This window comes from Acinetobacter lwoffii, assembly GCF_024129685.1.
GTDB classification, from domain to species: Bacteria; Pseudomonadota; Gammaproteobacteria; order Pseudomonadales; family Moraxellaceae; genus Acinetobacter; species Acinetobacter lwoffii_X.
Genome location: NZ_JAMXXL010000020.1, coordinates 1 through 14035, shown reverse-complemented (window position 1 = coordinate 14035; position 14035 = coordinate 1). Strand labels below are relative to the sequence as shown.

General features: G+C 42.0%; 14 protein-coding genes, 1 rRNA gene and 1 riboswitch. Of the genes, 7 read left to right on the top strand and 8 right to left on the bottom strand.

Going from position 1 to position 14035, the window contains the following annotated elements:
* Window positions 1–2: 2 nt before the first annotated feature.
* Complete coding sequence (ispF, locus tag NI464_RS10405) at window positions 3–491, bottom strand: 2-C-methyl-D-erythritol 2,4-cyclodiphosphate synthase (protein WP_005266267.1); 489 nt, start codon at window positions 489–491, stop codon at window positions 3–5.
* Window positions 492–591: 100 nt separating this feature from the next.
* Here ispF and NI464_RS10400 point away from each other — a divergent pair, with 100 nt between their 5' ends.
* Window positions 592–1245, top strand: coding sequence for an A1S_1983 family putative colistin resistance protein (locus NI464_RS10400; RefSeq protein ID WP_005266266.1), 654 nt, complete (start codon window positions 592–594; stop codon window positions 1243–1245).
* 82 nt (window positions 1246–1327) lie between these two features.
* On the opposite strand, the gene NI464_RS10395 is transcribed toward NI464_RS10400, so the two are convergent.
* The 6 genes from NI464_RS10395 to NI464_RS10370 all read right to left on the bottom strand — a co-directional run bounded on the left by NI464_RS10395 (window position 1328) and on the right by NI464_RS10370 (window position 7440).
* On the bottom strand, window positions 1328–2572 hold the full coding sequence (locus NI464_RS10395; RefSeq protein ID WP_253138324.1) for a D-amino acid dehydrogenase: 1245 nt from the start codon (window positions 2570–2572) through the stop codon (window positions 1328–1330).
* 135 nt (window positions 2573–2707) lie between these two features.
* A riboswitch (glycine riboswitch) is annotated at window positions 2708–2795 on the bottom strand.
* Between the two features lie 315 nt (window positions 2796–3110).
* Entirely contained in the window at window positions 3111–4019 is a 909-nt protein-coding gene (locus tag NI464_RS10390) for an AEC family transporter (protein ID WP_253138322.1), read from the bottom strand.
* Between the two features lie 125 nt (window positions 4020–4144).
* On the bottom strand, window positions 4145–4666 hold the full coding sequence (locus NI464_RS10385; protein WP_005266260.1) for a GNAT family N-acetyltransferase: 522 nt from the start codon (window positions 4664–4666) through the stop codon (window positions 4145–4147).
* A 67-nt stretch (window positions 4667–4733) separates the two neighbouring features.
* Window positions 4734–5828 (bottom strand): chorismate synthase, encoded by a 1095-nt coding sequence (gene aroC, locus NI464_RS10380; protein ID WP_005106805.1) that lies wholly within the window; start codon window positions 5826–5828, stop codon window positions 4734–4736.
* 13 nt (window positions 5829–5841) lie between these two features.
* Window positions 5842–6849, bottom strand: a complete 1008-nt coding sequence (gene prmB / locus NI464_RS10375) for a 50S ribosomal protein L3 N(5)-glutamine methyltransferase (protein WP_005246127.1) — start codon at window positions 6847–6849, stop codon at window positions 5842–5844.
* Window positions 6850–7053: 204 nt separating this feature from the next.
* Window positions 7054–7440, bottom strand: a complete 387-nt coding sequence (locus tag NI464_RS10370) for a lysozyme inhibitor LprI family protein (RefSeq protein ID WP_005266256.1) — start codon at window positions 7438–7440, stop codon at window positions 7054–7056.
* A 200-nt stretch (window positions 7441–7640) separates the two neighbouring features.
* On the opposite strand from NI464_RS10370, the gene NI464_RS10365 reads away from it, so the two are divergent.
* The 6 genes from NI464_RS10365 to NI464_RS10340 all read left to right on the top strand — a co-directional run bounded on the left by NI464_RS10365 (window position 7641) and on the right by NI464_RS10340 (window position 13553).
* Window positions 7641–7949: a hypothetical protein gene (locus tag NI464_RS10365; protein ID WP_004647105.1), complete on the top strand. Its 309-nt coding sequence runs from the start codon at window positions 7641–7643 to the stop codon at window positions 7947–7949.
* Window positions 7950–8109: 160 nt separating this feature from the next.
* Window positions 8110–9486 (top strand): ABC1 kinase family protein, encoded by a 1377-nt coding sequence (locus tag NI464_RS10360; protein WP_005266254.1) that lies wholly within the window; start codon window positions 8110–8112, stop codon window positions 9484–9486.
* A gap of 246 nt (window positions 9487–9732) precedes the next feature.
* Window positions 9733–11019, top strand: a complete 1287-nt coding sequence (locus NI464_RS10355) for an acyl-CoA dehydrogenase family protein (RefSeq protein WP_253138349.1) — start codon at window positions 9733–9735, stop codon at window positions 11017–11019.
* A 23-nt stretch (window positions 11020–11042) separates the two neighbouring features.
* On the top strand, window positions 11043–12242 hold the full coding sequence (locus tag NI464_RS10350; RefSeq protein ID WP_253138320.1) for an acyl-CoA dehydrogenase family protein: 1200 nt from the start codon (window positions 11043–11045) through the stop codon (window positions 12240–12242).
* Window positions 12243–12355: 113 nt separating this feature from the next.
* The gene (locus NI464_RS10345; protein ID WP_253138319.1) at window positions 12356–12847 is read left to right on the top strand and encodes a GNAT family N-acetyltransferase; all 492 of its coding nucleotides are present in this window, start codon (window positions 12356–12358) and stop codon (window positions 12845–12847) included.
* Between the two features lie 124 nt (window positions 12848–12971).
* The gene (locus tag NI464_RS10340) at window positions 12972–13553 is read left to right on the top strand and encodes a lytic transglycosylase domain-containing protein (protein ID WP_253138317.1); all 582 of its coding nucleotides are present in this window, start codon (window positions 12972–12974) and stop codon (window positions 13551–13553) included.
* A 399-nt stretch (window positions 13554–13952) separates the two neighbouring features.
* Here NI464_RS10340 and rrf read toward each other — a convergent pair.
* Window positions 13953–14035 (bottom strand): 5S ribosomal RNA (rrf, locus tag NI464_RS10335); the annotation flags it as partial.

Sequence of the window (14035 nt, the reverse complement as noted above, 5' to 3'; positions counted from 1 at the left end):
TTTTATTTACTATGGCTCAATAACACGGTTGCCATCGACATAATGCCTTCCTGACGACCGGTAAAACCTAACTGTTCAGTGGTGGTGGCTTTAATACTGATTTGAGTCACATCAATATCCAAGACATCTGCAATACTTTGACGCATGGCCAAATTGTGTTTCGCCAGTTTTGGACGTTCACAGGCCACGGTAATATCGGCATTATTCAGGTGATAACCACGATCCAGAATTAGCTGATAAACATGCTTGAGTAATACCCGACTATCTGCACCTTTAAACTCAGGATCTGTATCTGGGAAATGCTGGCCAATATCTCCGAGCGCCAAAGCACCCAACAAAGCATCACAGAGTGCATGCAGCACTACATCACCATCCGAATGTGCTTTCAGACCGTGAGTATGCGGAATTTGAATGCCTGCCAGAGTGACAAAATCACCTTCTTCAAATGCATGCACATCCAGCCCCTGGCCAATACGAATTTGTGCGATCACCTTATACATCCTTTAGAAATAGCCCATTGAAATCTTGTACACTTGCTTTCTATTTCGCTATAGTTAGACCAAGCGTAACACAGTGAAAGTATAAGCGATCATGCTACTGAAAACTGATATAAATATGTTGAAAATAATTGGCCTGATGCTCGGTCTGGGGACGATTTCTACGGGTAGCTCAGCGATCACAATGGATTGTAGCGATGACAGCAAAAAAACGGCTGCCATGAATAAAGTCTGCTCAGCATCGCTGGCTGAATCTCGTGAAAAACTCACAGACCAATACTTTACTGCTTTTCTGATTACTGATGCACCTGTGCGTTTATTACAAGATAGCCAACAACTATGGGCGACCCGCTTACAGCAATGCAAAACGCTAGACTGTTTTAAACAGCAGTTTGAATGGCGTTTAGATGATTTAAATGTCTATATTTCACTGAATCAAAGTCTGACCCAGCATTATATTAAGTTTGAACAGGGACAAATCGCCAAGCAGCCCGTGCATCTCAAGATTCATCAACTGACCAAAGACCGGATCAAGATTGAAGGCCTGGCATATCGTAATCCAAATAACCGGACCGAGAAGCAGACCGTTCCTTTTTTAGCCTATACCACGCCTGAGACAAAAAACCAGATCACCGATAATGAAAATGACTGCCGCTATGAGTTTAACTATAGTAAAGCCATTTTAGCGGTCAGTAGCCAGCAGAAAGGCTGTGAACGATTTACCGGTATTTATCGACTATATGATTGATTTAATTTAAAAATATTAAAATTTATTGTTATATAAAATGATATCTTTGATGTAAAAAATAGCCCGCAAGCGGGCTATCAATTTAAGCTGGATAGTATTGCGCAATTTCCTGACTAATCATCGCAGCCGTTGCAGCTGATAAAGTCCAGCCCAGATGACCATGTCCGGTATTGTAAAAGACCCGCTCATGTTTGCCACGGCGTACCACAGGCATCATATTTGGCATCATGGGGCGTAAGCCTGCCCACGGAACAACATGCTCAGTACACAGGTCAAAATTACGATTGGTCCAGTCAATTAAAGGTTGAATTCGGTCAGCACGAATATCCCGGTTATAGCCATTAAACTCGGCTGTTCCTGCAACACGCAAACGATCCTTGCCTAGGCGTGACAAGACAATTTTCGCACTTTCATCTAGCAGACTGACCCAAGGTGCGTTGTTCTGGCTCTGCTCATCATTCAGTTGCACGGTAATCGAGTAGCCTTTGACTGGATAGACATTGACTCGTTCACCAAGTATTTCAGCCAATTGATAGCTGCCAACCCCTGCACAGACCACAATGGCATCTGCATTAATTTCCAGAACATCCTCTGGAGAGGAATGGACATTTTCAGTACTAGGTTTGCATTTAACCCGAATATTCTGAGCCTGATGATCAACAACAAAAACATCTTGACCAAACTCAAATTTCACGCCTTTTTGCATACAGGTTTTGGCCAAACCGGTACTAAATTTATGAATATCCCCGGTGGCATCGCTCTGACAGTAAAATCCTGCATAATAATCGCCAGTTAATGCAGGTTCGATCTGCTTGATTTCTGCATTGGAAATGGCATTGCGCTCCAGACCACCGCTACACAACAGATCATTGACTTTGATCGCAACATCATAATCTGTCTTGTTATGATAAAAATGTAAAATTCCACGTTTTTCTAAATTGAAATCAATATTTTCTGTTTCGGCAATTTCAAATAAGCGTGCTCTTGCCAGTAAAGCCAGCCGTACAGTCTCTCGGGTATTGGCTTCATAATGTTTGATATTGCCCAGAAATTCCATGAGCCAGCTGTATTTATGCACACTGAAAGAAGGATTGAGCAAAAGTGGTGCGGTTTTTTGTGACATCCATTTGATGCCTTTGAGTACCGTGGCTTTCTGGTTCCATACTTCGGCATTACAGGCAGAAAGCTGGCCGCCATTGGCAAAGGATGTTTCCATTGCCGGATAAAGATGCCGATCAACCACAGTCACTTGATAGCCTGATTGTGCCAGCTCATAAGCTGTGGTTACTCCGGTAATACCGGCCCCAATCACCACGACATGACGCATAGACACCTCCTTGATTGTATTGATGTCTTTTCCCATCTGTCATGTGTACCTGAGAGCTTCGGTAGATACATTGCACATCAATGCGGCCACCTTCCCCTTCGGTGAGTGATTGAACACTTCTCTCCAGAGTTTTTATCCATTATCACAGTCCTTTTGCCTGAGAGTTTCCTGGGAACTTGCTCCTTCGGCGAATGCAGAAGCATTTCTCTCCTGCAATAATGTTTTATTATCATGAGCAATTTATATACCATTTTTAGGAGAAACACAGTTTTTATTTATGTTAATTCACGTGAATTTATCCATGATTCTTTTTTTTAATTAACAGTATACATGTGTGATAGAGGATATTGCCTAGATATTAAATTTTTAGATTTTGCTGCCGTAAGTAAAACGAGTAAGTTCTACCCTTTATAAAATTCCAGAACTTATTTAATTTTGGCGCTTAAATAGAACTCAACATTTGCTTAGGCTATTTTAATAATTCAAAGTATATGTCATCCAAAGCAAAATTTAGACTTTTATCATTTATTCTAGAATTTTAGATAATCCAAGAAAGCATCAGTACTAAGCTTCCTGCTGCGACCACTGTTTGTACACTGATAATACTAGCCATTAACTCACTATCGCCACCATACACCCGGGTTAAGACATACAAAGCTGAGGCGGTAGGAAGTGCAAAGAACAAGACCAATACCTGAGTAGTTAATGCATCAATCTGGAAAATTTTACACACTAAAAATGCAATCAGCGGCATTCCGAACAGGCGACCAAAGGTTATCAGGCTGAGTGGCAATACATCACGCTGAAAACCCTGAAACTGTAAGGCTGCTCCCACACACATCAAACCGAGCGGCAAACTGCACAGTGCAATCTGTTTAAGGAACTGCTCTGTTCCAGTCCAGAGTGACAAACCGGAAAGATTAAATAAACCACCCACTATACAGCCTAAAATTAATGGATTTTTAGACAAATCCAGGACGATTTTTTTCAGCTGCATATCGTGGCTACGGGTAAATGCCAGCACTGACAAGATATTCACCAAAGGAATACACAGCACCATGATCACAGCGAAAATAGTCATACCCTGCTGCTGAAATAAGGCGCTGACAGCAGCAAGGCCAATATAGGTATTAAAGCGCAGTAAACCTTGAACATAGACGCCGAAACGCGCATAGGAAATTCGGTAAATTTGGCGCAAGATATACAGCGCAATACTGACCACAGCCATGATGCTAAATACGACCAGTACTACATCCTGAATGACATCCATTTGAATCTTGGCAGTGGCCAGATTTAAAAACAGCATCACCGGAAACAGTGCATAATAATTTAACTTTTCTGCGCCTCGCCAAAAATCATCACTCAACCATTGCCTGCGCTTAAGTAAATAGCCAAAGCTGATCAGTCCGATGAGAGGAAATAAAGAAGTTAAAATAATATGCAGCATATGACATCCTGGTCTGTTTTCTGCCTAATCTTAAGTCACTTAGACTGAACAGAAAACTTAGCATGTTCAGGAGCTTTCCCACTACTCAATTTAAGCAGTAAAAAGCTTGAATTTTCATCAACTAATCATATTGATTTGCTGATTTTTTCTAAAATCAGCAAATGTAACGGAATCAACGGTTCTCCGACATTTTGACCCAGTGGATATGCTTCAATCTTTTCGGTCAGCTGATAGCCACGGCGCTGATAATATGCCAGCAGTTCAATACGGACATTTAATACTGACATCTGAATCACTTTCTTTTTAAATATTTTGAAAATATGGGATTCGGCAAAGTCCAATAATTGCTTGCCATAACCCGAGTTTTGCTCAGCAGGTGCAACAGCAAAGCTTTCAATCTCTGCTACTTGCTGTCCTAAGCTCACGCCAATACAACCAAGAAGCTTATTATCAATTTCCAACACAAAGAGCTGAAAATTTTCTAAATTGAGCAAGTCATATAACTGTTTTTCTTGAATACGATCACCCTGGATCATTCCTTCTTCTGTGGTCCATCCACCCCGAGTACGATAAGCTGTATTAATCAGCATAGTAAGTTGCTGAACATCAGCCTTGCTCGCCAATCGTATATTTTTATAGTGATTCATTTTATAAATAAAAAAAGTCAGACCGGAGTCTGACTTTAAAACAATTTCACTTTAAAGTTAAAGCAAATTATTTAGGTTCAATCGGTGCAAATGGCGCAACAACATCGGCATTTTGCGCACGGTGACGCATGAAGTGATCCATCAGCACAATCGCCAGCATCGCTTCAGCAATCGGGGTTGCACGCACACCTACGCAAGGATCATGACGACCTTTGGTCAACACATCAGTATCTTCACGATCAATATTGATGGTTTTACCTGGCGTGGTGATAGATGCAGTCGGTTTCAACGCAATCGCAACACGGATGTCTTGACCGCTAGAAATACCACCTAAAATACCGCCAGCATGATTGGCCAGGAAGCCTTCTGTGGTGAGTTCATCACGGCTTTCATGACCAAACTGTTCAGCGACACCAAAACCATCACCGATTTCGACACCTTTAACGGCATTAATCGACATCATGGCATGCGCAATGTCAGCATCTAGACGATCAAAGACTGGCTCGCCCCAACCCACTGGCACTTTAGATGCAATGATCTCAAGTTTAGCGCCACAACTGGTGCCTTGCTCACGCAAAGACGTCACCAGCGCTTCAAAACGCGGTACTGCATCCACATCGCCACAGAAAAACGGATTGTTTGGAACTTCGTTCCAGTCCAGTTTCTCTGCTTTTTCAGTACCGATCTGGGTTACATGACCACGAATCTCAATGCCAAATTTCTCGAAAAGGAATTTCTTGGCAATGGCACCCGCTGCAACACGCATTGCGGTTTCGCGTGCGCTTGAACGACCACCGCCACGGTAGTCACGGAAACCATACTTTTGGGTATAGGTATAGTCAGCATGACCCGGGCGGAAAGTTTGTGCGATATTGCCGTAGTCTTTCGATTTTTGATCCGTATTACGAATTAACAAACCAATTGAAGTACCCGTGGTTTTACCCTCAAACACACCGGAAATAATTTCTACTTCATCGGGTTCTTTACGCTGGGTTGCAAATTTCGATGTACCCGGCTTACGGCGGTCCAGATCCTTTTGCAAATCAGCTTCAGTCAGCTCAATGCCGGGTGGAACCCCATCGATGATGGCCATCAGGCCAACACCATGAGATTCACCACAAGTCGTTACACGGAACAGTTGCCCTATACTATTACCTGCCATGTCAAACGACTCCTTATGCAATAGACTGAATAAATAAATCACGGTAGGTACGGCATTGCTCTGCAGTCAATGCAAAGATACCAGTACCACCTTTCTGGAATTGCAACCAGTAGAAATCAACCGAATTGAAGTTTTGGCGCATTGCCCATTCTGAGTTACCCACTTCGATCACGATCAGGCCATTCTCAGTCAGATAATCTGCAGCTTGAGCCAGCATTTTACGTACCAGATCCAGACCATCCTGACCTGCAGCAAGCGCAAGCTCAGGCTCATGATGGAATTCCTCAGGCAAATCCGCCATATCTTCCGCATCGACATACGGCGGATTAGATACGATTAAATCGTATTGATTTTCGGCTGGAATTTTTTCAAACAGATCTGATTCAAGCAAAGCGATCTGATATTGCTTGTCATGATGCTCAGTATTGATTTGCGCAACTTCTAAGGCTTCTTTGGAAATATCAGTCGCATCCACTTCCGCTTCAGGGAAAGCATAAGCCAAGGCAATCGCGATACAGCCTGAACCGGTACACATATCTAGAATACGTTGAGGCGTCTTTGGATTCGGGTTTTCCGGCAAGTTGTTGACTGCCTCACCCATTTGACCATGTTCGCCCAGGAAATACGGGGCAAAACGGTTCTGAATCAGTTCAGCAATCGGTGAACGAGGGATTAGCACGCGCTCATCAACGTAATAAGGTTTACCGTCGAAGTAAGCCAGGTTCAATAAATATGAAGTTGGTACTTTTTCATTAATACGGCGTTCCAGCAGACTTAAAAATTCGGCTTTTTCACTTGGTAATAATTTGGCATCTAAAATTTCAGCGTCCGCTTTCCATTCTAGCGACAGGGTTTGCAGCACTAGCGCTGAACTTTCAGCAAAATAATCTTCTGTGCCTTGGCCCAAATGTGCATCGTATTGACGTAATGCTGTCACACCAAAACGAATAAAATCACGAATGGTGGTTAAATTTTCAGCGGCTTCCTGCATATGTTCAGGGCTAATAGTCGGTCGATCCACTTAAGGCGTCTCCAAGGTCATTTTTTTAAACGCCTTATGATACCTTGTTTTGCCTGCTTTTATAATGCTAAAAGCATGAAAAACACGAATTCTCTACGCTCACAAAAATTATAAAACTCCTGTTTTTGTGAGCGATTATGCAGATAAATGTTTACTTTATTCAGAGGTGTTTTTGTTAAATATCCATGTTAATGGTATGACGACTTATCGAAAACCGGACGCATAAGAACGAGATTGATAAAGATTAGCCTGATCCATGATCAAAGCCAGCATACATTGACCCTGTTGCTGCTTGGCATATTTTCCTGACATTCTAAAGTTACATTGCTGGGACAGTTTACGCTCCCACAATACATGCTGACTGCGAATGGCGGCGGTCTGGTTCGGATTCAATTTAAGATAAGTTTTATAGTTTTTCTTCAGACGTTTATTGTGAACTTTCAGCTCTTTTTCCAGGCATTTTTCCGCTTTGGGTGTATTACCATAACTAAAATTCATGCACTGTGTATATTCCTTGGAATACCCAACAGCAGCCTGTGTCTGAACCGCAGTACCCGCAAAAATTGCAACTAAAAACCATGCAAGACGCATAACTTCCCCTTGACCGAAACCGGTACAATCCCAATAAATGTTTAACAATCAATATTGTTTAAATTATCCACTGATATTAACGCAGTCCAGACAAAAATCCTATGCCTTTCTCGGAATGAAAGATTAAACAGTTGCACAATTGAAAATTGGCACATGACCCACATATAATCCGCATTCAATCTTCAAATGAGCCCAGATCTATGAGCTATAAGCACAATAATCTTATGGCGATGCGCCAGAATTACTGGAATGATAAAGCCTCCAGTCAGGTGCAGCAAGAAAAGGTATTTTTGCAGTCGACCTTAATGCAACATGGCGTATTTACCAATGCGACATTGGACGATGCTAAATATCTGTTTTTTGGCTTGCCAAGTATTGTGATTGTAAAAGGCTATGCTTTGGGCTTCATGCATGACAGCGTACAGCGCCTGATTCATCAACATATTCAAACAAATAAACAACAGTTACAACAACGATCCGAATTAAAAATCCAATTTCAAATGGCATAATGCCCTGTCTAAACTGATACAAGTTGGTGAATAAATGAAAGCTTGCCTAGCTTTTACTATGAATTCAGCGGCTTAAACTTTTTTAATACGTGCAGAAACGCTACTATCCCTTACAATGATTTATTCTGCTTCATGCTGATGATGAAAGGATCGAGTTTACATGTCAGATCAGAACGATAAGCTTAAACAACTGAAAACCTCCTCTATGGATCGACGCTTATCGATCGCAAAGGCATCCTTGCTGGCAGGCACGCGTTGGGCGGCTTCTAGTGCAAGCTCCATGTTCTCAAGCGAAGAAGAAAAAGAAAAAAAACGTAAAAAAGCCATGAAAGAACAGGCCGATTATCTGGTAGCAGAAATTGGCAAGCTGAAAGGGTCTATCGTTAAAATTGGCCAGATGATGGCGCTGTACGGTGAGCATTTTCTGCCAGAAGAAGTCACTCAAGCTCTAAATACCCTGAACAATCAGACGGTGGCATTGGCATGGCCAGCCATCAAGGCCCAGTTACAGCAACAACTCGGTTCAAAACTCGACGATCTCACCATTGATCATGAACCTTTGGGCACAGCTTCTTTGGCACAGGTACATCGCGCTACCCGAAAATCTGATGGCATGGAACTGGTGTTAAAAATTCAGTATCCGGGTGTGGCAGAAGCCATTGATTCGGATATGAGCCTGTTTAAAAACATGCTGAAATTGACCCGTATCGTACCGCAGACCCGCGAATTCGACCAATGGTTCGATGAAGTCCGTGAGATGATGCATCGTGAAGTAAATTATCAGATTGAAGCAGATACCACGCGTCGTTTTGCTGCCCGTTTAAAAGATGATCCTCGCTATATCGTCCCGACCATTATTAATGAATATTGCTCTGATCGTGTGCTGTGCATGACCTTTGAACGTGGTGTGCCGATCAACAGCCCGGTGATGTTGTCCCTGCCCCAAGAACGCCGCAACCAGTTAGGGGAAGCCTCTCTGGAAATTGCAATACGTGAAATTTTCGAATGGGGCGAGATGCAAACCGATCCGAACTTTGGTAATTATCTGGTTCGTCTGGGCAATGGTACAGATGTGCACGACAAGATCATTCTGCTCGACTTTGGCGCGATCCGTCAGTTTGACCAGCATCTGCTCAGTGTTGCGCGTAACCTGATTCAGGCAGGCTATCATCATGACTCGGATATGATGGTCAAGGCGATGACCGGTTATGAGTTTTTTGATTCGATTCCGCAAAGCATCAAACCGGATATGGCCAAAGTCTTTTTACTGGCCACCGAAGCGTTTAGTTCACCGCTAAATAATCAGGAATTGCCAGCCGGCATCATGGATGAACATAATCGCTATGACTGGAAAAAAAGCCAGCTGCATAGCCGTGTGATGCAACAGGCGTCGAGATCTATGGCTTCACGTTATTTCAGTGTTCCACCCAAAGAATTTATGTTTATTAGCCGTAAATTTATTGGTGCCTATACTTTTATGACCGTAATTGATGCCAAAACCAATGTGCGTGCCATGATTAAACATCATCTCTCTTAAAATAAAACCTGCATCAAAAAGACCCGGATGATTTTGTCATTCGGGTCAATTTTTAGACATATTCGATTTTTTATATTTTTATCTTTCTTTTATTTTTCATTAATTTATTCCTCCATTTCTTCAATCCCCGAAACCTAAAAATTGTCAATCATTCGTGTCAGGGATGACATGGTTTTATCTCTGAGTGCATGTCAGTATTAAAAAAAATAACGTGACAACACCTTTAGGATAATCAGAATGAATAATATGGTGAATAAAGCCCAAGGATTTGGCTTATCCCTACTGACAAAAATCGCGGGTAGCGAAGTATTAGACCAGTTAAAGCTTCGGAAATTTGTAGAAAAATCACTTTATCAAAGTTCAAAAGTAGGATTCAAAACCCTGAGTCAAACCCAGAAAATCCTGAAATCTGGCCAGAAGATTCAAAAACAGCGTCTGCCGCATCAGTCTAAATCCTTATTTGATCTAAACCTGACTGAAGAACAGCAAATGACCTGTGATGCCATGCAGCAATTTGCCCAAGAGGTGCTGTATCCCTTGGCGCATGATGCAGATCAGCATGAATTATTTCCCCATGAACTCTGGCAATACAGCACTGATTTAGGTCTGAATTTCTATGCCCTGCCTGAAGCATTGGGGGGCGTTGCATCAGAACAGGATATTGTCAGCAATATTTTAATCGCTCAACATTTGGCACAAGGAGATTTCAGCCTGACCGCTGGCTTACTTTCGACTTTTAGTGTCATTAACGCCATTACCCGCTGGGGCTCAGAGCAAATTCAGGCAGAATATCTGGGCACTTTCGCAGAAAATCCTGAATTAAAGGCTACCTTTGCGGTGCAGGAAGAAACAGCAGCGTTTAACCCGGAGCAACTTAAAACCAAGGCTGTTGCACATCAGGGACATTATCTGATTCGGGGTGAAAAGACCTTAGTGCTCTTGGGAGAAAGTGCCGATCTGTATCTGGTCAGTGCTGATCTGGATGGCAGAGCTGAGGTCTTTGTGGTGCAACGCGACAGCACCATCACTGCGAAAAAGTCGCCTGCTATGGGTTTAAAGGCAACAGAAACAGTCACGCTCAAATTTGAAAATACTCCAGCACAGCGTCTGGGAGATGAAGATTTTGATTATCGTGCATTCGTAGATTTGGGCAATTTGATGTGGTGTGCAATGGCAGTAGGTACCTGTGAAGCCATTAAGAAATATTGTGTGCAATACGCCAATGAACGTATCGCTTTTGGCGAACCGATTTCCCATCGTCAGAGTGTCGCCTTTATGATTGCCGATATGGCCATTGAAATTGACGCAATGCAAGTGTTGATCTTGAATGCCGCTAGTCTGGCTGAATCGGGACAAAACTTTCATCGTGAAGCCTATCTGGCCCGTCTGCTCTGCGCAGAAAAATCCATGAAAATCGGCACCGATGGTGTACAGATTTTGGGTGGTCATGGTTTCACCAAAGAACATCCGGTAGAACGCTGGTATAGAGACCTGAGAGCCACTGCCATTCTCCATTCTGGCTTGCATGCCTGATCAAAACATAAAGAAGAACAATAATGAATCTACAAACTCCAAAAAAATTCAAGCTTTTGATTGATCAAGCACATGAAGTTGCCCTCAATGTTTTGCGCCCTATTTCACGTAAATATGACAAGGCTGAACACGCTTATCCGATAGAGCTAGACATGCTCGCTTCAGTCGTGGATGGCATGAACCAAGGTAGTGAAGGCATGAATGCAGGTGCAGCAGTCAATAAACGTGGCGATGCAGACAGCAGCAATAAAAATGGCATTAATATGTCTACCGCCCTGAGCATTATTGAAATGTGTTATGGCGATACTGGTTTATTACTTTCGATGCCACGTCAAGGATTAGGAAACTCAGCCATTGCAGCCGTTGCCAATAAGGAACAATTACAGCGTTTTCACGGGACTTGGGCAGCCATGGCGATTACCGAGTCAGGCTGTGGTTCAGACTCTGCGGCGATTCGTACCACTGCGACTAAAGACGGTGATGACTATATTCTGAATGGTGAGAAGATTTTTGTAACATCCGGAGATCGTGCTGATGCAGTGGTCGTTTGGGCCACTCTGGATAAAAAGCTGGGACGATCAGCCATTAAATCATTTGTGGTGACCAAAGGTACTCCAGGAATGAAGGTTGAACGACTGGAACATAAATTAGGGATTAAATCATCCGATACTGCCACGATTAGCTTTATCAACTGTCGAGTACCTGCAGCAAACCTGCTCGGTCATGCAGAAATCGATGTTGCTAAAGGCTTTGCTGGCGTGATGGAAACCTTTGATAATACTCGCCCGCTGGTCGCCGCCATGGCGATTGGTTGTGCGAAAGCCTCGCTGGAACGCATCAAGGAGATTTTTAAGGATCAGCTGGACTCCACTTATGCCACACCGTATTTACAAAGCTCTAATATCGCAGCACAAATCTATCATATGGAAGCTGAATGGGAAGCAGCACGCTTGCTGATGCTGAAAGCCGCCTGGATGGCCGATAATCACAAACCAAATTCACGTGAAGCATCTATTGCCAAAGCCAAGGCCGGTCGGATTGGTAATGAAATTACCTTAAAATGTGTCGAACTTGCAGCAGCCACTGGTTATAACGAAACTGAACTTTTGGAAAAATGGGCACGTGATTCCAAGATTCTGGATATTTTTGAAGGCACCCAGCAAATTCAGCAACTGATTATTGCCCGTCGGGAATTAGGGAAATCATCGAGCGAATTAAAATAATGATTGCTCATTAAATAACGAATTAAGCTTACTTAAGTTGATTAAACGATCGATTTTTTAAGGATTTAAGGTTATAAAAATTCATCGTTTTTTCAAAATAAAATCAGACCAATATGTACTATATTCGTCCCATTCAGCCTGAAGATAATGCTCAAATTGCAAGCATTATTCGTCGTGTTTCCCAAGAGTTTGGACTGGCAGCAGAATCTGGTTTCGCGGTAGGCGATTCTATTTTAGATGAACTGTATCAAGTTTATCAGCAAACGAAATCAGCTTACTGGATTGTTGTGGATCAACAAAATAAAATTTACGGTGGTGGTGGAATTGCGCTATTAAAAGGTGATGCAACTATTTTAGAAATTCAGAAAATGTACTTTTTACCTGAAATTCGTCAGCAGGGTTTTGCCAAGAAAATTTTAGAATTATTTTTTGAATTCGCACAGGCTCATCAGATTAAGTCAGTCTATCTAGAAACAACTAAAGTGCTTTGGCAAGCGGTGAAACTCTATGAAAAATTAGGTTTTCAGCATCTTGATCATCCTCAAGGCAATACCGGACATAGTGAAGCCTGTGAAATCTGGATGCTGAAAAATCTTTCAACTTAGAGATTTTTTAGTAGATAGATAAAGTTTGTACATTAATAAAGTGCTTTCATCAGCAGCAAGCTTGACTCTTGTATATAGGCTGCCTAACATCGAAATACGTTTATTCAGGCATGGAATTCACAGTTTGTTTGTTTCTCATTTATTCAATCCAATTAAATCTAAACGTTCACTATTTCATTCTCAATCTTTTAAATTTTCCTCTATTTTATTGAGCACTTTTCTTTTTGCGGGTTGTTCATCCTTAGGCGGAGGCTCGGTAGAAAAGCGCGCAGCTAAATTATCTAAAGGCATTCAAACTGCTTACTCCACCCCATCCAATACAGCTAATCGTGTTTCACCTTTAATTGTTCAACATGCACAAAATCAAGGTGTAGATCCGCTCCTAGTGGCGGCTGTGATTCATCAGGAATCTACTTATCGTAGCCAAGCAACTTCGCCAGCAGGTGCGGTAGGCTTGATGCAAGTGATTCCAAGATATTGGCAACAAACCTGCCCTGGTGATTTATACAATGAAAGCAGTAATATCCAATGTGGTACATATATTCTTTCTAAATATAATCAATCATCCGGTGACTGGAAGAAAGCGCTTGCCTATTATAATGTAGGTCCGTCAGGTTATGAAAATAATCGTAAAATGCGTAAACAAGGTAAACGTTATGCCAACCAAGTAAAACAGCATAAAAAAATGCTAAAAGACTCTCTCTAATGACTGAATAAAGAGAATTAATTTAACCATACTTAGGCTATTTTATTTAATATTTGGTAAATAGTAATCGCTAATTGTGTCCATTAAAGTTTTTACCATGAAAGTATACCTACAACCTATTAATCTCAGCCATGATATATATATTCAGCTAAAATAGTCTGCAATAAAAAACCAGCGAATCGCTGGTTTTTTATTTTGTAAGGTTTATAAGATCAGCTTGTAAACTCTTATAGCGCTAGTTTTACAGAGATCCCAATAGGTCAAACAAATTAACAGGAATTCTCTGTCTCAGAAGAATCTGATCAACTTTGAGATATAGATATGTTAAATATCTTATCTAAAATTCCACGCACAAAAAAATCCCCCTCTGCCTTAGCGGAGGGGGATTTTGGAATAATGAGCTGGCGATGACTTACTCTCACATGGGTAACCCCACACTACCATCAGCGCTAAGAGGTTTCACTTCTGAGTTCGGGAAGGGA